This window comes from Arthrobacter sp. zg-Y40, from assembly GCF_020731535.1.
Classification (GTDB): Bacteria; Actinomycetota; Actinomycetes; order Actinomycetales; family Micrococcaceae; genus Arthrobacter_B.
Genome location: NZ_JAJFZS010000001.1, coordinates 94,315 through 115,187 on the forward strand (window position 1 = coordinate 94,315; position 20,873 = coordinate 115,187).

General features: G+C 67.3%; 17 protein-coding genes and 1 tRNA gene. 8 read left to right on the forward strand and 10 right to left on the reverse strand.

Translation table 11 applies throughout. The features are described 5' to 3' along the window. The first annotated feature begins 15 nt into the window (after window positions 1-15). From LJ754_RS00435 to map, 4 genes are all read left to right on the forward strand, one after another. The gene (locus LJ754_RS00435) at window positions 16-915 is read left to right on the forward strand and encodes a glycosyltransferase (protein WP_227913841.1); all 900 of its coding nucleotides are present in this window, start codon (window positions 16-18) and stop codon (window positions 913-915) included. 2 nt (window positions 916-917) lie between these two features. Next, complete coding sequence (locus tag LJ754_RS00440) at window positions 918-1,889, forward strand: glycosyltransferase (RefSeq protein ID WP_227924903.1); 972 nt, start codon at window positions 918-920, stop codon at window positions 1,887-1,889. Beyond that, complete coding sequence (locus LJ754_RS00445; RefSeq protein WP_227924904.1) at window positions 1,886-2,860, forward strand: NAD-dependent epimerase/dehydratase family protein; 975 nt, start codon at window positions 1,886-1,888, stop codon at window positions 2,858-2,860. Before LJ754_RS00440 ends, LJ754_RS00445 begins: the two co-directional genes overlap by 4 nt. 70 nt (window positions 2,861-2,930) lie before the next feature. Further along, the gene (gene map / locus LJ754_RS00450) at window positions 2,931-3,713 is read left to right on the forward strand and encodes a type I methionyl aminopeptidase (protein WP_227925402.1); all 783 of its coding nucleotides are present in this window, start codon (window positions 2,931-2,933) and stop codon (window positions 3,711-3,713) included. Here map and LJ754_RS00455 read toward each other — a convergent pair. The 9 genes from LJ754_RS00455 to argS form a co-directional block, all read right to left on the reverse strand. Then, on the reverse strand, window positions 3,710-4,423 hold the full coding sequence (locus LJ754_RS00455) for an L-threonylcarbamoyladenylate synthase (RefSeq protein ID WP_227924905.1): 714 nt from the start codon (window positions 4,421-4,423) through the stop codon (window positions 3,710-3,712). The two genes, map and LJ754_RS00455, sit on opposite strands and share 4 nt — an antisense overlap. After that, window positions 4,420-5,334, reverse strand: a complete 915-nt coding sequence (prmC, locus tag LJ754_RS00460; protein WP_227924906.1) for a peptide chain release factor N(5)-glutamine methyltransferase — start codon at window positions 5,332-5,334, stop codon at window positions 4,420-4,422. Before prmC ends, LJ754_RS00455 begins: the two co-directional genes overlap by 4 nt. Window positions 5,335-5,347: 13 nt before the next feature. Continuing rightward, a complete protein-coding gene (gene prfA, locus LJ754_RS00465) occupies window positions 5,348-6,427 on the reverse strand; it encodes a peptide chain release factor 1 (RefSeq protein ID WP_227913836.1) in 1,080 nt (359 codons plus the stop codon). A 157-nt stretch (window positions 6,428-6,584) separates the two neighbouring features. Continuing rightward, complete coding sequence (gene rho / locus LJ754_RS00470; RefSeq protein WP_227924907.1) at window positions 6,585-8,807, reverse strand: transcription termination factor Rho; 2,223 nt, start codon at window positions 8,805-8,807, stop codon at window positions 6,585-6,587. 429 nt (window positions 8,808-9,236) lie between these two features. After that, window positions 9,237-10,232, reverse strand: coding sequence for a homoserine kinase (gene thrB / locus LJ754_RS00475; protein WP_442860294.1), 996 nt, complete (start codon window positions 10,230-10,232; stop codon window positions 9,237-9,239). An 8-nt stretch (window positions 10,233-10,240) separates the two neighbouring features. Then, a complete protein-coding gene (gene thrC, locus LJ754_RS00480; RefSeq protein WP_227924908.1) occupies window positions 10,241-11,368 on the reverse strand; it encodes a threonine synthase in 1,128 nt (375 codons plus the stop codon). A 3-nt stretch (window positions 11,369-11,371) separates the two neighbouring features. Beyond that, complete coding sequence (locus LJ754_RS00485; RefSeq protein WP_227924909.1) at window positions 11,372-12,667, reverse strand: homoserine dehydrogenase; 1,296 nt, start codon at window positions 12,665-12,667, stop codon at window positions 11,372-11,374. Window positions 12,668-12,691: 24 nt separating this feature from the next. Beyond that, window positions 12,692-14,116, reverse strand: coding sequence for a diaminopimelate decarboxylase (lysA, locus tag LJ754_RS00490; protein ID WP_227924910.1), 1,425 nt, complete (start codon window positions 14,114-14,116; stop codon window positions 12,692-12,694). Window positions 14,117-14,119: 3 nt separating this feature from the next. Beyond that, on the reverse strand, window positions 14,120-15,769 hold the full coding sequence (gene argS, locus LJ754_RS00495; RefSeq protein ID WP_227913831.1) for an arginine--tRNA ligase: 1,650 nt from the start codon (window positions 15,767-15,769) through the stop codon (window positions 14,120-14,122). 228 nt (window positions 15,770-15,997) lie between these two features. Between argS and LJ754_RS00500 the strand changes: the two genes are divergently transcribed. From LJ754_RS00500 to LJ754_RS00510, 3 genes are read left to right on the forward strand one after another with little or no spacing between them, the layout of a single operon-like run. Beyond that, window positions 15,998-16,516, forward strand: a complete 519-nt coding sequence (locus LJ754_RS00500) for an FMN-binding protein (RefSeq protein ID WP_227924911.1) — start codon at window positions 15,998-16,000, stop codon at window positions 16,514-16,516. 9 nt (window positions 16,517-16,525) lie between these two features. Further along, on the forward strand, window positions 16,526-17,437 hold the full coding sequence (locus LJ754_RS00505; protein ID WP_227924912.1) for an FAD:protein FMN transferase: 912 nt from the start codon (window positions 16,526-16,528) through the stop codon (window positions 17,435-17,437). Then, the gene (locus LJ754_RS00510; protein WP_227924913.1) at window positions 17,434-18,984 is read left to right on the forward strand and encodes an FAD-dependent oxidoreductase; all 1,551 of its coding nucleotides are present in this window, start codon (window positions 17,434-17,436) and stop codon (window positions 18,982-18,984) included. The genes LJ754_RS00505 and LJ754_RS00510 overlap by 4 nt, the downstream gene beginning before the upstream one ends. Before the next feature lie 32 nt (window positions 18,985-19,016). Here LJ754_RS00510 and LJ754_RS00515 read toward each other — a convergent pair whose 3' ends face one another. Then, complete coding sequence (locus LJ754_RS00515; protein ID WP_227924914.1) at window positions 19,017-20,240, reverse strand: HNH endonuclease signature motif containing protein; 1,224 nt, start codon at window positions 20,238-20,240, stop codon at window positions 19,017-19,019. 547 nt (window positions 20,241-20,787) lie between these two features. Here LJ754_RS00515 and LJ754_RS00520 point away from each other — a divergent pair. Beyond that, window positions 20,788-20,860 (forward strand) — tRNA-Arg (locus tag LJ754_RS00520). The last annotated feature ends 13 nt before the right edge of the window (window positions 20,861-20,873 follow it).

The following is a 20,873-nucleotide window of genomic DNA, read 5'->3' on the forward strand; positions in this document are numbered from 1 at the left end:
TGCGAAAGGATCATCTTGCCGGACTCCGTTGCCGTAGCAGCAGTCACCTTCGACCGTCCCGATGACGTCAAGACACTCCTCGGTGCACTCGCTGCCCAGACTGCCAACATCACATCCGTGGCCCTGGTGGACTCCGGCAAGAGCCCGGTTGCCGAGATTGCCGAAAGCTCTGCGGCACCTGTGAACTACATCCGTTCGAACACCAACCTGGGCGGGGCCGGGGGCTTCTCCCTGGCCATTCTTTCAGCCATGGCCTCCGGTGCCGAGTGGATCTGGATCATGGACGACGACGCCCATCCCGAAGACCCTCAGTGCCTCGCCGTGCTCCTCGCCGCCGCACAGGAACGCGGGCTCGACGTCGTCCTGCCGCTGGTGGTGGCCCCCGGTGCCCCGGACACCCTCTCCTTCCACTTCCGCCTGGACGGGAAACTGACCCACGACCGCGCCGCAGTCGCCGCCCGGGGGTTCCTGCCCAACGTGGGCCACTTCTTCAACGGCGCGCTGATCCGGGCCGATGTGTTCTACCGGGTGGGCCTGCCGGACCTGCGCCTGTTCATCCGCGGCGACGAGACGGACTTCATGATCAGGCTGCGCCGCGCCGGCGTCGCTTTCGGCACCGTCACCACAGCAGCCCTGACGCATCCCGCCGCATGGTCGGAGGTGCAGCCCGTGCTGGGAGACCGGATGCATGTCCTGGTCCCGGATACGCCGTTCAAACAGTTCTACTTCTACCGCAACCGGGGCCACCTCACCCGGCGTTACGGCCGGGTCAAGTCCTTCGTGGCCGACGCCGCCGGTTACCCGATCCACTTCGCCCGCACGAAAGACCCCAAGGGCTTCGTCCGCTGGCTGCGCGCCTACGCCGCCGGGATGAGCGGGCGCCGCTTCGGACCGCCGTCGGACTTCGGGTTCTAGCAATGGCGAAGCCTGCCGGTGAAGCCGAGCTGACAATTGTCATCACCACCTTCAACCGCGCCGGTTACCTTTCCGGGCTGTTGGAAAGCATCAAGGCGCTTGATCCCGCTCCGGCCGCCGTGGTGGTGGTGGACAATGCCAGCACCGACAATACGCCCGAGGTCCTCGAAGCGGCCCGCAGGGGCTTCCCGGTTCCGCTGACCGTCCTCCGGCTGGAGACCAACACCGGTGGCGCCGGCGGATTCGCGGCCGGAACGGAAGCCGCGCTGGCCGACGGCGCAGGCTGGCTGTGGCTGATGGACGACGACGTCGAGGTACTGCCCGGCGCCGTGGCTGCGCTGCGCAAATGGACCGGCAGCTACGACTGCATCCACGGCCGGCGGCTTGACGGCTCCGGTGCTCCGTTCTTCTGGCAGCACCGCTTTGTGCCCTTCCTCGGCGTGCACGTCCCCGTACGGGGCAACGTTTTCCGCGACTCACCCGTGTTCGAAACCAATCTGGGCTGCTTCGAGGGAATGCTCATCAGCGCTGAGCAGGTGCGCCGCATCGGCCTGCCGGACGCCCGCTACTTCATCAACGGCGATGACCTGATCTACGGCTGGCTGGCCTCCCTCGACCGGCCGGTGGCGTACGTCAACGATTTCGTGATCCGCAAGGTGCGCGCCCAGAAGCAGATTGATCTGGGCATCCGGCACCTCAACGATTCCAGCGACCTGGGCCGGTTCACGTCCATGCGCAACCGAGGCCACACGGCCCGCTACCTGCAGGTCCACGGACGGTACAACCGTGCCGGCTTTGCCCTGGGCACCGTCCTGACCGCAGGCAAGGAAATACTGCGGCTGGTCGCCGTAGAGCGCACACTGCACGGCGCCGGCCGCCTATGGGCTGGCTGGCGCGAAGCCCGGCGCATCCTGCAGGACCGTTCCTGGTCCCCCATGCCTCCCCTGCCCGCCACCCGAAAGCAACAGGTTTGAGCTCCGCATCCACATCATCAGTTCCCGCACCGCACTCCCCCGTCTGGGCCGTTGTCGGCGCCACCGGATTCATCGGTTCAGCCATCCGCTCCGAGCTGGCCGCCCGTGGTATTGAGGTCCGCACTGTCCGGGCACCTCGACTGCACGCCGACGGCACGGACATGCAGGCACTGAAGGACCGGTCTGCCGGCCTGGACACCGAACGGGCTTCGCTCACCGCCGGGCTGGCCGGCGCCGACGTCGTTATCAACGCTGCCGGGCTGGCGACTCCAGGTGCCGGGGATTCCCCCGAACTGCGCGGCGCCAATGCGCTGCTGCCGCTGCTGATCGCCGACGCGGCCGACGCCGCCGGGGTCCGGCGGTTTGTGCACCTGAGCAGCGCCGCTGTGCAGGGTCACCGCCCGTTCCTGGATGAAAGCAGCCACGTCGAACCGTTCTCGGCCTATTCCCGGTCCAAGGCCCTGGGTGAACAGGCCCTCTCGGCACGTACCGCCGGCAGTTGCAGCGTAACCACCGTCCGCGCCACTTCGGTGCAGGGCCCCGGCCGCGCCACCACCGCCAAGCTGGCCCGGCTGGCCGCCTCGCCGCTGGCCTCAGTGGCCTCACCGGGCACGGCTCCGAGTCCGGTGAGCTCCGTGGATTCCCTCGTCGACTTCGTCCTGAGGGTGGCCGGACACCGCGGACCCGTGCCGGCGGTAGTACTGCAGCCGTGGGAGCAGGCTTCCGTATCTTCGGTCCTGGAGGCGGCAGGCGGACGCCGGCCGGCCCGCCTGCCGGCCTGGTTCTGCCGGGCTGTGCTGCGCCTGGGCTACGGGCTGTCCTCGCTGGCCGGTGAACGCCTGCACGGCCCGCTGCGCCGCGTGGAGATGATGTGGTTCGGGCAGCGGCAGGAGCCGGGCTGGGCCGAAGAAACCAACAACGTTCCCCGCCCCCGGGTGCAGGACGTGCTGCAGGAGGCATCCCGCGGGTGAATCGGCGGCCAAGCGCCCGGAACCGGACCTAAGCCGGATAGGGTGGGTGGATGCTGATGAAAGCCACCCCATGATCGAGATCCTGAACCCGGACGAACTGGCCCGCGCCAGGGTCACCGGACGCCTGGTTGCGGACATCCTGCAGTCCCTGAAGGCGCGGACGAAAGTCGGCACGAACCTGCTGGACATTGACCGGTGGGCAGCGGAAATGATTGCCGCCGCGGGAGCGCGCTCCTGCTATGTCGACTACGCGCCGTCATTCGGCCGCGGCCCGTTCGGCCACTACATCTGCACCGGGGTCAACGATGCAGTGCTGCACGGCCTCCCCTACGACTATTCGCTGGCCGAGGGCGACCTGCTGAAACTGGACTTCGCCATCACCAAGGATGGGATGGCAGCCGATTCGGCCATCAGCTTCATTGTGGGCGAAACCCGCCCGCCCGAAAGCGTCGCACTGATCCGCGCCACGGAACAGGCACTGGACGCAGCCATTGCCGCTGCCGTGCCCGGTGCCCGAATCGGCGACATCTCCGCCGCCATCGCGTCGGTGCTTGGCGCCGCCGGGTATCCGGTCAATACCGAATTCGGGGGCCACGGCATCGGCACCACCATGCACCAGGACCCGCACGTTCCCAATGCCGGGCGTGCGGGCCGCGGGTGCAAGCTGCGGCCGGGGCTGATGCTGGCCCTGGAACCGTGGGTCATGGCGGACACGGCGCAACTGGTGACCGACGCCGACGGATGGACGCTGCGCAGCGCCACCGGCTGCCGGACCGCGCACAGCGAGCACACTGTAGCCATTACCGACGGCGGCGCAGAAATCCTCACGCTGCCGTCCGGCGGACGGGCTTAGCCCTGCTTGGCGGCCGCATCTTCGGCAGCAGCTTCTTCAGCAGGCGGCTCTTCGCCCAGACCCAGAATCCCGGGAACCACTTCCCGCAGGGCTTCCAGGCTGACGGCGCCCTGCCGCACAACACGCATGGGCTCGCTGGTGGCGTCCACAATGGTCGAGGGCACGCCGTCGCTCCCGGCAACCGGGCGGTGCCCCGCTTCCAGGTAGACCTCCACCGATTCAGCCAGCATTGCCTGCGCCTCGGCAGCGTTCTGCGCGGCGGGCGAGCCGGTCCGGTTAGCCGAGGACACGGCCAGGGGGCCGGTGACTCCCAGCAGCTCCAGGGCGATGCGGTCATCGGGCATCCGCAGGGCGACCGTGCCCATGGTGTCGCCCAGGTCCCAGGACAGGGAAGGCTGGGCGTGGCAGATCAAGGTCAACCCGCCGGGCCAGAAGGTACGCGCCAGGTTGCGGGCGTCTTCGGGGATGTCCGTGGCCAGTCCGTCCATGGTCTGCATCCGGGGAATCAGCACGGGCGGCGGCATGCTGCGGCCGCGGCCCTTGGCTGCAAGCAGCGTGGCTACGGCCTGGGGCGAGAACGCGTCGGCGCCGATCCCGTAGACCGTATCGGTGGGAAGGACCACGCAGGCCTTGGCAGCGATCGCCCGCTGCGCGGCAGCCAGGCCCTCGCTGAGTTCCTCTGGATTGGTGCAGTCATAACTGGTGCTCACGGCAACATTCTTTCGGTAGGGGATGCCATAGGTTCTGGTTCAGCGGCCGCACGCCGGATGGCCGACGTCGCCCGCGGGCGTCCATTGAGGTCGAGGTGGGAACGCACGTCCGTCCACGCGGGATCGGCCGCAAGCCGGCGGGCAATGTCCTGGGCCTGCACTTCGGCATGCTCCATGACGAAATAGCCGCCGGGAACGAGCAGCCGCGCCGCAGTACGGGCGGCCGCCATGGGCAGTTCCATCCCGTCCGCTCCCCCGCCGTACAGGGCCATGGCCGGATCATGCTCGGCGGCTTCCGGCTCGTTGGGTACGGCGTCGGCGGGAATGTACGGCGGGTTGGATACCACCACGTCAAAGGAGCCGTTGTGGCTTGGCAGCGCATCGCGCAGGTCGCCCTGGACCAGCCGTACACCCAGCGGTGCCAGGTTCCGCTCGGCCCAGGCAAACGCCAGCGGGCTGAGCTCGACGGCGTGGACCTCGGCGCCGGGCACCTCGGAGGCCACCGCCGCGGCAATGGCACCGGAGCCCGTGCCCAGGTCCACCACCTTGGCACCAGCGGCGCGGCGGGCCGCGTCGATGGCCAGCTGCGCCACGGTCTCCGTCTCGGGGCGGGGCACAAAGACCCCGGGCCCCACGGCCAGTTCCAGATAGCGGAAATGGGCCTTTCCGGTGATGTGCTGCAATGGCACCCGTGCGGCACGCTCAGCCACGAGGTCGGCGTAGCCGGCCGGTGTGGGAGCATCCGTAAAGGCCAGGGCACGCACACGGCCGGCGGTCTCGCCCAGCAGGTGCGCGGCAAGCAGTTCAGCATCCACCCGGGGCGACGGGACCCCCGCGGCTGCCAGCACCGCCGCGGCGGCCCGCAGGGCTTCGGCCAGTAGGGGTTCGGCGCCGTCCCGGGTGTCCGGCACGGGCTGAGGCTGGTTAGCTTTCGTCACCGATGGCGTCCAGACGGGCCTGTTCATCCATTTCGATGGCGGCCTGCACCACGGCCTCCAGCTCACCGTTCAGCACGGTGTCCAGGTTGTAGGCCTTGTAGCCGGTGCGGTGATCCACAATCCGGTTTTCCGGATAGTTGTAGGTGCGGATGCGCTCGGAGCGGTCCATGGTGCGGATCTGCGACTTCCGGATGTCCGAGTTGGCGGCGTCGATCTTCTCCTGCTCGTGCGCCAGGATGCGGGAGCGGAGCACGCGCATGGCTGCTTCACGGTTCTGCAGCTGCGACTTCTCGTTCTGCATGGCCACCACAATGCCGGTGGGCAGGTGGGTGATGCGCACGGCGGAGTCGGTGGTGTTCACCGACTGGCCGCCCGGGCCGGAGGAGCGGTAGACGTCGATCTTCAGGTCGTTCTGGTTGATCTCGACCTCTTCGGGCTCATCCACTTCCGGCAGCACCAGCACGCCGGCGGCCGAGGTGTGGATCCGGCCCTGCGACTCGGTGACGGGAACGCGCTGGACGCGGTGGACACCGCCTTCATACTTCAGGCGGGCGTAGACACCCTCGGCCGGGTCGTTGGAGTTCCCCTTGATGGCCATGGATACATCCTTGTAGCCGCCGAGGTCCGACTCGGTGGCGGAGATGATCTCGGTGCGCCAGCCGCGGTGCTCGGCGTAGCGGGTGTACATGCGCAGCAGGTCGCCGGCGAAGAGAGCAGCTTCGTCGCCGCCCTCACCGCCCTTGACCTCGATGATGACGTCGCGGCCGTCATTGGGGTCACGCGGAATCAGCAGGCGGCGCAGCTTTTCCTGGGCGTCGGCCAGCTGGTCCTTCAGGACGGGAACCTCGGCGGCGAACTCCGGATCCTCATCCGCCATCTCGGATGCTGCGGCGAGATCGTCCTCGAGTCCGTGCCACCGGTTGTAGGCATCCACGATCCGGCTCAGCTCGGCGTAGCGGCGGCCCAGCCGGCGGGCCAGGCCCTGGTCCGCGTGCACTGCCGGATCGGAGAGGCGCAGCTGGAGTTCTGCGTGCTCATCCAACAGACCCTGAATGGACTCAAACATGTTTTCGGTTCCTCTTTCGACTGTGTTTCCCACAGGCAGTTTATCGGCCTGCAGGGGATCCCGTGCTCCGGTGGCTGCACCGGGTTAACGGACAAGCCGCCCAGGCCCAGGCCCCGGCTGGTGCCGGGACCCGAGCATGAGCGGCTCGATAAGGCAGCTAGTCGTCCTTGCTGCCCAGGGTGGTTTTCTGGATCTGCATCAGGAATTCCACGTTGGACTGCGTTTCCTTGATCTTGCCGGTCAGCAGTTCCAGCGCCTGCTGGGTATCCAGGCCGGAGAGAACGCGGCGCAGCTTCCACATGATCTTGACTTCATCAGGAGACAGCAGGTTCTCTTCGCGGCGGGTACCCGAGGCGTTGACATCAACGGCCGGGAAGATGCGCTTGTCCGCCAGGTTGCGGGACAGACGCAGTTCCATATTGCCGGTTCCCTTGAACTCTTCGAAGATGACCTCGTCCATCTTGGAGCCGGTCTCCACCAGGGCCGTGGCCAGGATGGTCAATGACCCGCCGTTTTCGATGTTGCGGGCAGCACCGAAGAAACGCTTGGGCGGGTACAGGGCGGAGGAGTCCACGCCGCCGGAGAGGATACGGCCCGACGCCGGAGCGGCCAGGTTGTAGGCACGGCCCAGGCGGGTCATGGAGTCCAGCAGCACAACAACGTCGTTGCCCATTTCCACCAGGCGCTTGGCGCGCTCAATGGCGAGCTCTGCCACCGTGGTGTGGTCATCGGCGGGACGGTCGAAGGTGGAGGCGATGACCTCACCCTTCACCGTGCGCTGCATATCGGTGACTTCTTCGGGACGTTCGTCAACCAGGACCATCATCAGGTGGACTTCAGGGTTGTTGATGGTGATCGCGTTGGCGATGGACTGCAGGATGAGCGTCTTGCCGGCCTTCGGCGGCGAGACGATCAGGCCGCGCTGGCCCTTGCCGATCGGTGCCACGAGGTCGATGACGCGCGGGCCGATCACCTTGGCGGAAGTCTCGAGGCGCAGGCGCTCGGAGGGGTACAGCGGAACCAGCTTGGAGAAGTCCACGCGGTCCTTGTTGTCCTCGGCGGGCTTGCCGTTGACCGAGGTCAGGCGCACCAGTGCGTTGAACTTCTGACGCTGGTTGCCGCCCTGGTTTTCACCTTCGCGGGGAGCGCGGATGGCGCCAACCACGGCGTCGCCCTTGCGCAGGTTGTACTTCTTGACCTGGGCCAGGGAAACGTACACGTCGTTCGGGCCCGGGAGGTAGCCGGAGGTACGCACGAAGGCGTAGTTTTCCAGCACATCCAGGATGCCGGCGACGGGCAGCAGCACGTCGTCCTCAGTGACCTCGACGTCGTCAACCTCGGGGTTCTGGTTGCGGTTGCGGCGGCGTTCGTTGCGGTCGCGGAAACGGTCGTTGCGGTCGCCGCGGTCGTTGCGGTCATTCCGGTTGCGGTTGCGGCGGTTGCGGCCGCGTCCGTTCTCTTCGTTGTCATCGCGGTTGTTGTCGCGGTCGCGGTTGTTCTCGCGGTTGCCGTTGTTGTCACGGCTGCCGTTCTCACGGTTGTTGTCGCGGTTCTCGCGGTTGCCGTTCTCGCGGTTGTTGTCGCGGTCCCGGTTGTTCTCGCGGTTGCCGTTCTCGCGGTTCTCGCGGTTGCCGTTTTCGCGGTTGTTGTCGCGGTCGCGGGTGCGGCGTTCGCGGCGCTCTCCGCGCTCGTCGTCGGAGCGGGTCTCAGCGTTATTGGAGGATCCGTTGCTGGAAGCTCCGTTGCCCTCGGCCCGCTTCTCGCCTGCATCCGGTGCCTCCGCACCGTTGGAGGAAGCACCGTTGGACGAAGCACCGTTGGAGGAAGCACCGTTAGAGGAGGCGTTGGTCTCGCCGCTGTCGCTGCGGCGGTTGCGGGTGCGGCGGTTGCCGCGCTCACGCTGGTTCTCGTCGCGGGCCGGACGGCCGTTGTCGGCTGCTTCGGTGGTTTCAGCCTGCTGGGGTGCCTGCTGAGCCGGTGCCTCTGCCGGAGCTTCGGCCGGTACGGAGGTGACTACACCGTCACTGGCGGCACGCCGGTTGCGGTTCCGGGTACGTGCCGGACGCTCAGCGGCCTGCTCCTGTGCAGCGGGAGCCGAAGCTTCCGGTGCGGTCACGGCACCCTTGGCAGCGTCATCGCCGGCCCGGGATTCGCGCACGGGGCGGTCGGCCACTGCACCGCCGCGCTGGTGGTTGGAAATGGCCGTAACCAAGTCCCCCTTGCGCATCCGGGAGCCGCCGGTGATGCCGAGCTGGCCGGCAAGTGCCTGGAGCTGTGCGAGCTTAAGGCCTGCAAGGCCTGCACTCTTTGAAGTGTTCTCGCCGGCGGAGCCGGCGGATACGGATTCCACGCCTGCAGTCAGGCTGGTGGTGTCTGTCACGAAGGATCCTTCCCCCTCGTCGGGCGGTCCGGCGCATTGCCGGCCGCGGTGATTGGCCCTGGGCCCATGGTCAGACATTGGGCCAGGGTTCGCCTGCTTCCGGCAAGGGCCGGAGAAGGGCGAATCTGCTGGGTGCCTTTTAAGAAGAATCCACGCGGAGTTTGGCCAGCGTTGCTGCCTAACACGCGGCATTCAGTGGGACGCGCCGCTTCTTGGCGGTTCCGGATGAAGGCTACACCGAAGACTGTGCCTCCGCTGGTCAGGCAATTGAATCGACAACCGGCCGGTACGGGTGCAACTGCACCTGACGGCGGCAAGGTGTTTTCAACGAAAGCCCGGGGCGGCCCAACAAATCTGTTACCCAGGTCATATTTGAAACCCAGATCACAATCCAGATGGACGGCCGTGCCGGCGGGAGCACTAGAACGGTTAGTACCGCTGGTGCACTTCCACTCTAGCACCATCTCGCTGAACGCCAAGACTGAGAACACGCCACTTTTCGCGGCTTCCTGCGGCAAGCAGATGTTCCGTGATGAGTCCCTCCGCTTCGCGCGCCTCCGCAACCCCGGCGGCCAGGCACACCACCGTGGGGCCGGCCCCGGAGATCACAGCTGCGAAGCCAGCTGCGCGCAGGGACGCCATCAATTCCGCGCTGGGGAGCATGGCCGGGGCCCGGAACGACTGGTGCAGTTCGTCGCGGGTTCCCTCCAGCAGCAGCGACGGGTCATGGGTCAGGGCGTGGACCAGCAGGGCAACCCGCCCTGAGTTTGCTGCGGCAATGCGGTGCGGAACGCTGGCGGGCAGCAGCCCGCGGGCGCTTGCGGTGGACAGTTCAGTGGCCGGAATGGCTGCCACCGGCACAACGCCCGGGTGCACCGACGCACGGGCGGAACGGAAGCGTCCGCCCGTTTCCCAGGAGATCGCGAGGTCGCCGGCCAGGGCCGGCGCCACATTGTCCGGATGGCCTTCCAGCGCCGAGCAGGCGTGCAGCAGGCCCGCGGCATCCAACCGCGCCTCCGCGGGAAGCAGGGTGTTGGCAGCCAGCACGCCGGACACGATCGCCGACGCCGAGGAGCCCAGGCCGCGTCCGTGCGGAATGGCGTTAGCTGCGCTCAGGTGCAGCCCCGGAGCCCTGTATCCGGCGGCGGCCAGGGTGGTGAGCAGGGCCCGGACCACCAAGTGGGAGGAATCCAGCGGCACGTTTCCTGCGCCCTCCCCCGCCACTTCGACGAGGATGCCCTCCTCCTCGACCGTGCGGACCCGTACGGTGTCGTGGAGGTCCAGGGCCAGGCCCAAGGAGTCGAACCCCGGACCGAGGTTGGCGCTGGTCGCCGGCACCCTGACGCTGATGTCCTGGCCCGGAGTCACCGGCCGGGACGGCGTCCGGGCACCGGCGAGACCGGCACCGGGCAGCTCCACCTGCACGCGCGTACCTACTTTCCGGAGGCTGCCGGGGCAGCCGCTTCCAGGCCCAGCGCGGCGGCCACGCTGACGACGTCGAAATCCACCTTGGTGGGCTCGACGTCGGAACCGTCTGCGGTGCGCAGGGCCCACTGCGGGTCCTTCAGGCCGTGCCCGGTAACCGTAATGACGATGGTTTTGCCGGCGGGAACTTCGCCAGCGGCGTGCTTCTTGAGCAGCCCTGCCACACCCGCAGCAGAGGCCGGTTCCACAAACACGCCTTCGCGTGCGGAAAGCCAGCGGTGCGCTTCCAGGATTTCGGTGTCGGTGACGGCCTCGATTAGCCCGCCGGATTCATCGCGTGCGGCAATGGCTGCATCCCAGGACGCCGGGTTGCCGATCCGGATGGCGGTGGCAATGGTGTCGGGATCGCTGACCGGGTGCCCCTTCACCAGGGGCGAAGCGCCCTCGGCCTGGAATCCCCACATGTGCGGCGTCTTGCTGGCCACCGGCGCGAGTTCCTCGCCGGCAACGTTCGTGTAAGGCGCGGCGTACTCGGAGTAACCCTTCCAATACGCGGTGATGTTCCCGGCGTTGCCCACCGGCAGCAGATGGTAGTCCGGGGCGTCCCCAAGCGCGTCCACCACTTCGAAGGACGCGGTTTTCTGGCCTTCGATGCGTGCCGGGTTTACCGAGTTCACCAGGAACACCGGGTAGGCCTCGGCGAGCTTGCGCGCCACTTCCAAGCAGTTGTCGAAGTTGCCGCGCACCTGCAGCAGCTGCGCGCCGTGGGCAATGGCCTGGCTGAGCTTGCCCATGGAAATCTTGCCGTCCGGGACCAGCACGGCACAGGTGATGCCGGCCTGCGTGGCGTAGGCGGCGGCCGAGGCGCTGGTGTTGCCCGTGGAGGCGCACACCACGGCCTTGGCACCGGATTCAACGGCGGCGGTCATGGCCATGGTCATCCCGCGGTCCTTGAACGAGCCGGTGGGATTCATCCCTTCAACCTTGAGGTAGACCGTGGATCCGGTCAGCTCCGAGAGGGCCTTGGCATGAACCAGCGGCGTGCCGCCTTCACCCAGGGTGATGACTTCGGTGCTGTCGGTGACCGGCAGCCGGTCGGCGTATTCGCGGATAACGCCGCTCCATTGGTGAGCCACGGCTCAAACTCCTTCTACCCGCAGGACGGATTTAACGTTCGTGATGACGTCAAGGTCCTTGATGGCCTCAACGGTGGCCGCCAGGGCGGCCTCGGAAGCACGGTGCGTGACGAAGCGCAGTTCGGCGCTGGCCCCTTCACCGTGGATGGTCTGGCGCATGGTCTCAATGGAGACGCCGTGTTCGGAGAAAACCCGGGCGACGGCGGCCAGCACGCCCGGCTGGTCCGCCACCTCCAGGCCAATGGAGTAGCTGGTGGTGACTTTCTGGAGCGGCAGTGCCGGCAGGTGTCCGGAAGGCCGGCCGGCGGGAACCGGTCCGCCCAGGACCAGCCGCCGTGCCGCCGTCACCACATCGCCCATCACGGCCGATGCAGTGGGTGCGCCGCCGGCGCCCTGGCCGTAGAACATCAGTTCCCCGGCGTTCTCGGCCTCGACGAACACGGCGTTGAAGGCTCCGTGCACGGCGGCCAGCGGATGACGGCGCGGCAGCAGGGTGGGATGCACCCGTACGCTCACGCCCTCGGTGCCGTCGTCGTCGGCGAACCTTTCGGCGATGGCCAGCAGCTTGATGACGAACCCGGCGTCCTGCGCCGCACTGATGTCTTCGGCGGTCACGGAGCTGATGCCCTCGCAGGACACGGCGGAAAGGTCAAAGCCGGTGTGGAAGGCCAGGGAGGCGAGGATGGCGCCCTTGGCGGCGGCGTCATGCCCCTCCACATCGGCGGTGGGATCCGCCTCCGCGTACCCGAGCCGCTGGGCGTCGGCCAGCGCGTCGGCGAACTGCGCGCCGGTGGAATCCATGGCGTCCAGGATGTAGTTGGTGGTGCCGTTGACAATTCCCATCACCTTGGTGATCCGGTCCCCGGCCAAGCTGTCCCGGATGGGGCGCAGGATCGGGATGGCTCCGGCCACTGCCGCTTCATAGGAGAGCTGGACGCCGGCGGCGTCGGCCTTCTCGTACAGCGCAGCACCGTCCGCGGCGAGCAGGGCCTTGTTGCCGGTGACCACGGCGGCGCCGTTGCCCAGGGCGTGCATAATCAGGGTGCGGGCCGGCTCGATCCCGCCCATCAACTCGATCACGATGTCCGCGCCAGCCACCAGTGCCTCGGCGTCGGTGGTGAACAGGTCCGCGGGCAGCTCCACGTCGCGGGGCGCGTCCGGGTTGCGGACGGCAATGCCGGCCAGCTCCAGCCGTGCGCCGAGGCGGGCGGTGAGGTCGGCGGCGTCATCGATGAGGATCCGGGCGACCTGCGATCCCACGTTTCCGCATCCCAGCAGGGCCACTTTCAGGGTCTTCATGGTGCGTGCCAACTCCTCTAACGGTTAGGAAACGTCGCGTGCCAACAGGTCGTCCTCGGTTTCGCCGCGGACAATCAGGCGGGCGGTGCCGTTCCGCACGGCGACTACGGGCGGACGGGCAATGTAGTTGTAGTTGCTCGAAAGCACCCAGCAGTAGGCGCCGGTGCCGGGAACGGCCAGCAGGTCCCCTGCCGTGACGTCCCCGGGCAGGTAGGCATCCCGCACCACTATGTCCCCGCTCTCGCAGTGTTTACCAACCACGCGCGACATAACCGCGTCATCTTCGGAGGCCCGCGAGGCCAGCACGGCGGAGTAGTCGGCGCCGTACAGCACCGGGCGGGCGTTGTCGCTCATCCCGCCGTCCACGCTGACATAGCGACGCGGCGAGGTGCCGCCGCCGTTCGTGTCCACCCGGACGGTCTTGGTGGTGCCGGTGCGGTACAGCGTGAACGTGCTCGGGCCCACGATGGCGCGGCCGGGCTCAATCGAGATCCGCGGCACGGCCAGGCCCAGTTCGGCGCAGGTACTGCCGACGACGGCGGCCATGGCGTTGGCGATCTCGGCCGGCGGCCGCGGGGCGTCGGCCTCGGTGTAGGCGATGCCGTAGCCGCCGCCCAGGTCCAGCTCCGCCAGTTCGACGCCGTACCCCTCCTTCACCTCGGCCAGGAAGCCGAGCAGCCGGCGGGCAGCCAGCTCGAAGCCGGCGGATTCGAAGATCTGCGAGCCAATGTGGCAGTGCACGCCCACCAGGTTCACGCCGTCGTGCTTCAGCGCGTTTTCCACGGCGGCCATAGCCGGGGAGCGCCCGTCCAAGTCCGGATCCGCGACCATCGACAGGCCGAACTTCTGGTCCTCGTGGGCGGTGGCAATGAACTCGTGGGTGGAAGCGTGCACTCCCGGGGTCAGGCGCAGCATCACGTTGGCGCGCTCGCCCCGGGAGGCTGCGAGGTTCCCCAGCAGCTCCAGTTCGCCCAGGCTGTCCACCACGATGCGTCCCAGCTCCATGTCCAGGGCGCGGGTCATTTCAGCCACGGACTTGTTGTTGCCGTGCAGGCCCAGCTGGCTGCCGTGCAGTCCGGCGCGGCGGGCCACCGCCAGCTCGCCGCCGGAGCAGGTGTCCAGGCGCAGGCCTTCCGAGGAGACCCAGCGGGCCACCTCGGTGCACAGGAAGGACTTGCCCGCGTAGTAGACGTCCACTCCCCCGCACAGGCCGGCGAACGCGGCGTCGAAGGAGTCCTTGAAGTCCCGGGCGCGCGCACGGAAGTCATCCTCGGACATCACGAACACCGGGGTGCCGAACTCCCCGGCGATCCGACTGACCGGGATTCCGGAAATTTCCAGCTCGCCGCTATCCCCCCGGACGACGTCGCGTGCCCACATCTGCGGACGCAGGGCATTAGGGTCCTCCGGGTGGCTGAGCCAGGCGGGGGCCAGGGGTGAAGCAGTCATGAGTTACATCCGTTCGGGTGCGGATACTCCCAGCAGGCCCAGACCGTTGGCCAGGACCTGGCGTGCGGCGAGGTTCAGCCACAGCCGGGTGCGGTTGGTATCGGTGATTTCCTCGTCGCCCTGCGGCGCAATGCGGCAGGCGTCGTACCAGCGGTGGTACGTGCCGGCGATGACCTCGAGGTGGCGGGCCACGCGGTGCGGCTCGCGGAAGGCGCTGGCCTGGGCGACGACGCCGGGGTACTGGCCCAGCGCGGCGAGCAGGGCGCTTTCGGTGGGGTGGTTCAGCAGCGAGGCGTCGAAAGCGGAATCGTCGACGCCGGCGGCCTCGGCGTTGCGGGCCAGGGCATGTGTGCGGGCGTGGGCGTACTGGACGTAGAACACAGGGTTCTCGTTGCTGCGCTTGGTCAGCAGGTCCAGGTCCACGTCAATGTTGGAGTCGGCGGAGAAGCGGGCCAGGGTGTAGCGGGCAGCGTCCACGCCCACGGCCTCCACCAGGTCCTCGAGCGTGACTACCGTGCCTGCGCGCTTGGACATGCGCACCGGCTTTCCGTCCTTGACCAGGTTCACCATCTGGCCGATCAGGACCTCCACGCACTCCGGGTCGTGGCCCAGGGCTGCGGCGGCGGCCTTCAGGCGTGCCACGTAGCCGTGGTGGTCCGCGCCGAGCATGTAGACGTTCAGGTCGAAGCCGCGCTCGCGCTTGTTGTGGATGTAGGCGATGTCGCCGGCAATGTAGGCGGCGTTGCCGTCCGACTTGATGACCACGCGGTCCTTGTCATCACCGAACTCGCTGGAGTTCAGCCACCAGGCGCCGTCCTTTTCGTACAGGTTTCCCGAGCCCTTCAGCTGTTCCAGAAGCTTGTCCACCTGTCCGTTTTCGTGCAGGGAGTCCTCGTGGAAGTAGACGTCGAAGTCGACGCCGAAGTTGTGCAGTGACTCCTTGATGTCACCGAACATGAAGTCCACGCCCACGGCACGGAAACGCTCCTGCGCCTCGGCGTCGGGCAGTTCCATGATGCCGGGCTCGGCGGCGAGCACGCGGTTGGCGATGTCCTCGATGTAGGCGCCGGCGTAACCGTCTTCGGGGGCCGGTTCACCCTTGGCGGAAGCCAGCAGGGACCGGGCGAAGCGGTCAATCTGTGCGCCGTGGTCATTGAAGTAGTACTCGCGGGTCACGTCTGCGCCCTGGGATTCGAAGACCCGGGCCAGGGCGTCGCCCACGGCGGCCCAGCGGGTGCCGCCCAGGTGGATGGGGCCCGTGGGGTTGGCGGAGACGAACTCGAGGTTGATCCGCGTGCCCTTGAGGATTTCGGATGTGCCGTAGGCGGGGCCGGCGTCGACAATGGCCTTGGCCAGTTCACCGGCGGCGCCGGCGTCGAGGGTGATGTTCAGGAAGCCGGGGCCGGCAATGTCCACCTTGGCCACGCCGGTGATCTTCTCCAGCCGGCCCTTCAGGATTTCCGCGAACTGACGGGGATTCATACCGGCCTGCTTGGATAGCTGCAGGGCAATGTTGGTGGCCCAGTCACCGTGGTCCCGGTTCTTCGGGCGCTCCACCCGGACCTCCCCGGGCAGCTCGACGCTGAAGTCACCGGCATCGATGGCGTCTTGGAGGCAGGCAGTTACGGCGGAGGAAAGTTCTTCAGGAGTCACCGGTTAAGCATAGCCGGGTGCGGCACTGGCCTCGTTGTGTATGACAGGCCTTACCCAGCGAACGCCCAGCCCCGGGGGTAATGATGCGGTGTAATAAAGGGGAAAGTGGATGCGATGTAATGAAGGGGAAGGCGTTTGCCGGCTCCTTGTGCAGCCGTGGCCTGGCAGTCTTCCCCTAATCCCCGGAACCCCAATCTGATCCCCGGAACCCCAAAAACGAGGAGAACCGTGAACCGAGCGAGCAAGTCCCTGTTGTGTGCCGCCGCCGGCCTGTCCCTGCTCTCTGCCGCCGGATGCGCAGCGGGCGAAGACAGTGAAAGTGCGGACGCTGCCGAAGCACCGGCCAGCCCGTCCGCCAGCCAGTCCGCCAGCCAGTCCGCCAGCCAGTCCGCCAGCCAGTCCGCTGCCCCGTCCCCCGCCGCCACGGCGGATGCGTCCGCTTCCGGCGCTTACGCGGACGGCGAGTATTCCGGCACCGGAAGCTACATCCCGCCGTCGGGCACCTCCGAAGACGTGGATGTGACGCTGCGGCTGGAAAACAATGTGGTGACCGAACTGGAAGTGAAGACTTCACAGAAGAATCCCACCTCCAAGCAGTACCAGCGCGAATTCACCTCCAACGTGCAGGAGCAGGTGGTGGGCAAGAACATTGATGAGCTCGATGTGCACAAGGTGGCCGGATCCTCGCTGACCAGTGAAGGCTTCAACCGCGCACTGGATGCGATCCGCTCCGTGGCGGGATCCTAGGTACCGCCGATGCATACCGTGGGCTTCCAGGCGATCGGCACGGCGTGGACGCTGTCCACGCCGGACCCCCTGGAAGCCTCCGTGCAGGCTGCCGTTGCGGAGCTAATCCAGGACTATGACCGGACCTGGTCCCGCTTCCGCAGCGACTCCACGGTGGCGCGGATGGCCGACGGTGCCGGCAGTTTTGAGCTGCCCGGGTCCGCTGCCGGGCTGCTGCGTCTTTTCGACGCCCTGAACCGGCTCACCGACGGCGCAGTGAATCCCCTCGTCGGGCGTTCCCTGGAGGTTTTGGGGTACGACGCCGCGTACAGCTTCCGTGTCTGGGGACCGTCCCTGCCGGCAGCGGCGTGGGCGGAAACCGTGTCCTGGACCGAGGCTCCTGGCGGTTCCGGGGCGGGCGGTTCCGGGGCGGGCGGTTCCGGGGCGGGCGTGACGGTGCGCACTTCCGCTCCGGTGACATTCGATATTGGTGCCGCCGGAAAGGGGCAGCTGGTGGACCTGGTCTGCGGCGTGCTGGAGTCCGCCGGCGTCCGCCGTTATGTGGTGGACGCAGGCTCGGACCTGCGCCATGCCGGTGCCGAACCCCTGCGGGTGGCCCTGGAACATCCGTATGACCCGGCGCGGGCCATCGGCGTGCTGACTCTGGCCGACCGGGCGCTGTGCGCATCCGCAGTCAACCGCCGCCGATGGGGCGAAGGCCTGCACCATGTCCTGGACGCGCGGACCGGCGCTCCCGTGGACGCAGTGGCAGCCACCTGGGCCGTAGCCGCAGACGCCATGACCGCCGACGGGCTGGCCACGGCCCTGTTTTTCGCCGATCCGCAGACCCTCGCGGCCGGGTTCGACTTTGACTATGTCCGGATGTTTACCGACGGCCGGGCCGACTATTCCCCTGCAATGGCTGGAGTCCTGTTCCCATGAGCGTCAACGCACCTGCTGCCCCGCGCACCCTGAACACCTTTCTGGGCCGCTGGACCATGTACCGGCTGACCGTTTGGTTGCTGCTGGCCTGTGTTGCCTGGTCTTTTGTGCTCTCCTTTGCCGGGGTGCTCTTTTATACTCCGGCTGAGCTGGGGGCCACGCTGCTGACCGCCGTAGCGTCCACCCTGGTCACCAGCAGGGTGGCCGGGCTGCTGTTGCGCACCCGTCCGCTGACGGATTCCTCGCTGATCACCGGACTGCTGCTGTACTTCCTGTTCTGGCCGGGCACCGGGGGCGCGGAGTTGGGCACAGTGGCCCTTGCCGGTGCTGCAGCGACTGCGTCCAAATACGTGCTGGCCGTCCGGCGCCGGCACATCTTCAACCCGGCAGCGGCCGGCGCGTTTGTGGTTGCCCTGACCGGATTGGGAGGTGCGGCCTGGTGGGTGGCCACCCCGTGGATGCTGGTAGCCGTGCTGCCTGCCTCCCTGCTGGTCCTGTACCGGAACCGCCTGCTGCCGATGGCCGGAGTGTTTGCGCTGACCGCCGTGGTGGTCCTTGTGTTCCGGTTTATGGCAAACGGAGAATCTGCCGCCGATGCCCTGGTCACGGTCGCCGGCTCTTATCCGCTGGTCTTCCTGGCCGGTTTTATGCTTACCGAACCGCTGACGCTGCCCCCGCTGCGCGCTCAGCGGCTGGCGGAGGGCGTCGTCGTCGGCGTCCTTTTTGCCGTGCCGCTGTCCTTGGGCCCCGTCGCCATGTCCCCCGAACTGGCCCTGCTGGTGGGCAACGCGCTCGCCTTTGTGCTGGGACAGCGCGGCGCCGTGCGGCTGCGCCTGCAGGCCACGCGGGAGCTGACCCCGACCGCCCGTGAAGTCGTGTTCGTCCCGTCCCGTCCGGTCCGGTTCCGTGCCGGCCAATACCTGGAGCTCGCGGTCCCGCACTTCGAGCCCGATTCCCGCGGGTCGCGGCGGATCTTCAGCATCACCACGGCACCGGACAAACCAGGCACGGTGGCTGTGGGGCTGCGGGTGGCGGCAGAGGCCGGCAGCAGCTTCAAGACTGCGCTGATGAAAATGCGTCCCGGCGCAGAAGTAACGGCGACAGCCGTGGCCGGAGACTTCCTGCTGCCCCGGGATCCGGCCAAGCCCGTACTGATGATTGCTTCCGGTATCGGCATTACGCCGTTTATCAGCCAGTTGCGCGCGGTACGCGGCGAAGGACATGGCGGAACGGCACGGGCGCAGACGGCAAGGGACATTGTCCTGGTTTATGCCGCGTCCGATGCTGCCGAACTGGCCTACGCTGACGAGCTGCGGGATTTCGGGATCCGGGTGCTGGTGTGCACCCCGGCTGATCCCGAAATCCCGGAGTGGACATGGCTTGGTGCCGGCCTTCCGGACGCCGCAGTGCTGCGGCAGGAAGTTCCCGATATCGCCTCCCGGGCGGTGTACGTTTCGGGTTCGCCCCGGGCCGTGGCGGCCGCCCGCAAGGCGGTCCGCAGCGCGGGAGGGCGGCGGATCCGGACCGATCCGTTCCTGGGGTACTAGTCCCGGGCGTTCCCCCGGTGGCCATTCCCTGGTTAAAAAGGTGGCGGTGTCACCAGGGTGGACGCCTGTCCCGGCTCGGGTCGGACACGAGCCAGTTCCAGGAAGGGTTCGGTTCGGTAGACCCGTCCCGTGGGTGAGGTCCATTCCATCACTCCCGGTTCCGGTTGCCGGGCCTTCCAGAATCCCAGGGTTTTGAACCGGTGATGCCGCCGGCACAGATGGGCGAGGTTGCCATGGTCCGTAGGGCCTCCGTCCGCCCAGTCGGTGGTGTGGTCGATTTCCGTGACCGCGGTGCTGACCCGGCAGCCGGGGAACCGGCAGGTTCCGTCCCGGGCACGCAACCAACGGGCCAGTCCGGCGGGGACTTTCCGGCGCCTGCCCCCGCCGAGGATTTCCCCGGTGTCCGGGTCCTGGACGAGTCCGGTCCAGCGGGTGGCGTGGCGGGACAGCCTGCGGGCTGCTTCGGCGCTGATCGGGCCGTAGCCATGCAGCTCGGCCGGGTCTTCATTGGCTCCACACAGTGTTTCGGCGTTGATCAGGACCATGATTTCCGCCCGGGGGAGGATGCCAAAAGACTCGGCGTCATAGTCATCAGAGTCGGCACCTTCAGGTGCACTGCCAGCCCCGCGAGATTCACGGCTCGGGCCAATGTCGGCGGCTTTCCCACCGCCGCCCGCACGGTCAGACCGCACTGGGGTGCGCTCTGGGGCAGCACCAGTACGCGGTGAACCGGGGCCACCCATAAGCAGCTGGGCCAGGATGTCGGCACGAAGTTGGTCCGCGGTCCGTGTATCCCCATCACTCTGCTCACCCCGGGCTGCAGTGCTCAGGGCTGTGTAGATCTGCTGGGCTTCGGCGGCACGCAGATGCGCGGACAGGCAGGACATCCCGTCTTCTTCCCGGTCCAAATTCACCCGGCGCTTCTCGAACGCACTTTGATGCTTCAGCGGAATGGTCTGCGGGTACTTGGTCTCGCGCAGCCGGCGGGCTTTGGCGGCGAACTGGGCGCTGGTTCGTCCCTCTGCGGCTTTCAACAGGTTTGCTTCAAACTTAGGCAGCTCGGCGGCACGAACAGTTTCGCACTGGTCCAGAAGTACCTGAGCATGCCTGTAACCGAGGCTTCCGTCCTGCAGCGCTTCCAGCGTGGCGGTGTGGGTGTCCGTGAGGAGGCCGGCTTCGAACATCAGCCGCTGTGCGGTGCCGTGCGGTATCTGCAGGAGGGCGGCACACTCCGCTGCCGCCAGTGTGAACGCCATCCCGGGTTCCACCCGGTGGCTTGGTCGTCAAAGGATTCGAGGTTCTGCAGAGCCAGGGTTCCGCTGAAACCATCCGGAAAATCAGTGCCGGTTCCGCAGGAACGCCCACCCGTGCCGCCGTCGTCAGTGCCGGCGCCCGAGGCCGCTCGAAACACCGCTAGTGAGCACTTCTGACCGGGACCGTCCCTGGTATCAGCCCCGTCTTCAGCGGCCCGGTGTCCAGTTCCTGTTTGTTCAGTTTTCTGTCCGGTTACCGGCCCGGCATTCCCGACCTGGTCCATGCTTAAGGCTTTCATCCGGCACTGACATTTCCGCGCAAAAACCGGCCGAAACGGACACGTTGAAGCACTTCAAATACCCGTCTTTACAGCGCCACTACGTACGTCCGGGAAACCGCCGATATGCATCTGCGCTCCCAACCAACAGCGTCCAATTCCCGAGCATGGGATCCCGCGAATCCGTGCGGATCCGGCAGGGTTTTCCAGCACCGGCCTAAACCTGCTAAGCTTCTTGAGTCCCACAGGACGTCCGGTTTACCGGTGTCCTTGCCCTCGTAGCTCAGGGGATAGAGCGGTTGCCTCCGGAGCAACAGGCCGTAGGTTCGAATCCTATCGAGGGCACTTTGAGACACAC

Bases quoted from the DNA above. Each gene is read 5' to 3' on its own strand.
- LJ754_RS00440 (WP_227924903.1), top strand. From the start codon at position 918: ATGGCGAAGCCTGCCGGTGAAGCCGAGCTGACAATTGTCATCACCACC.
- prfA (WP_227913836.1), bottom strand. From the start codon at position 6,427: ATGTTTGAGTCCATTCAGGGTCTGTTGGATGAGCACGCAGAACTCCAG.
- LJ754_RS00510 (WP_227924913.1), top strand. From the start codon at position 17,434: ATGAGCGTCAACGCACCTGCTGCCCCGCGCACCCTGAACACCTTTCTG.
- lysA (WP_227924910.1), bottom strand. From the start codon at position 14,116: ATGACTGCTTCACCCCTGGCCCCCGCCTGGCTCAGCCACCCGGAGGAC.
- LJ754_RS00485 (WP_227924909.1), bottom strand. From the start codon at position 12,667: ATGAAGACCCTGAAAGTGGCCCTGCTGGGATGCGGAAACGTGGGATCG.
- LJ754_RS00505 (WP_227924912.1), top strand. From the start codon at position 16,526: ATGCATACCGTGGGCTTCCAGGCGATCGGCACGGCGTGGACGCTGTCC.
- map (WP_227925402.1), top strand. From the start codon at position 2,931: ATGATCGAGATCCTGAACCCGGACGAACTGGCCCGCGCCAGGGTCACC.
- LJ754_RS00515 (WP_227924914.1), bottom strand. From the start codon at position 20,240: ATGGCGTTCACACTGGCGGCAGCGGAGTGTGCCGCCCTCCTGCAGATA.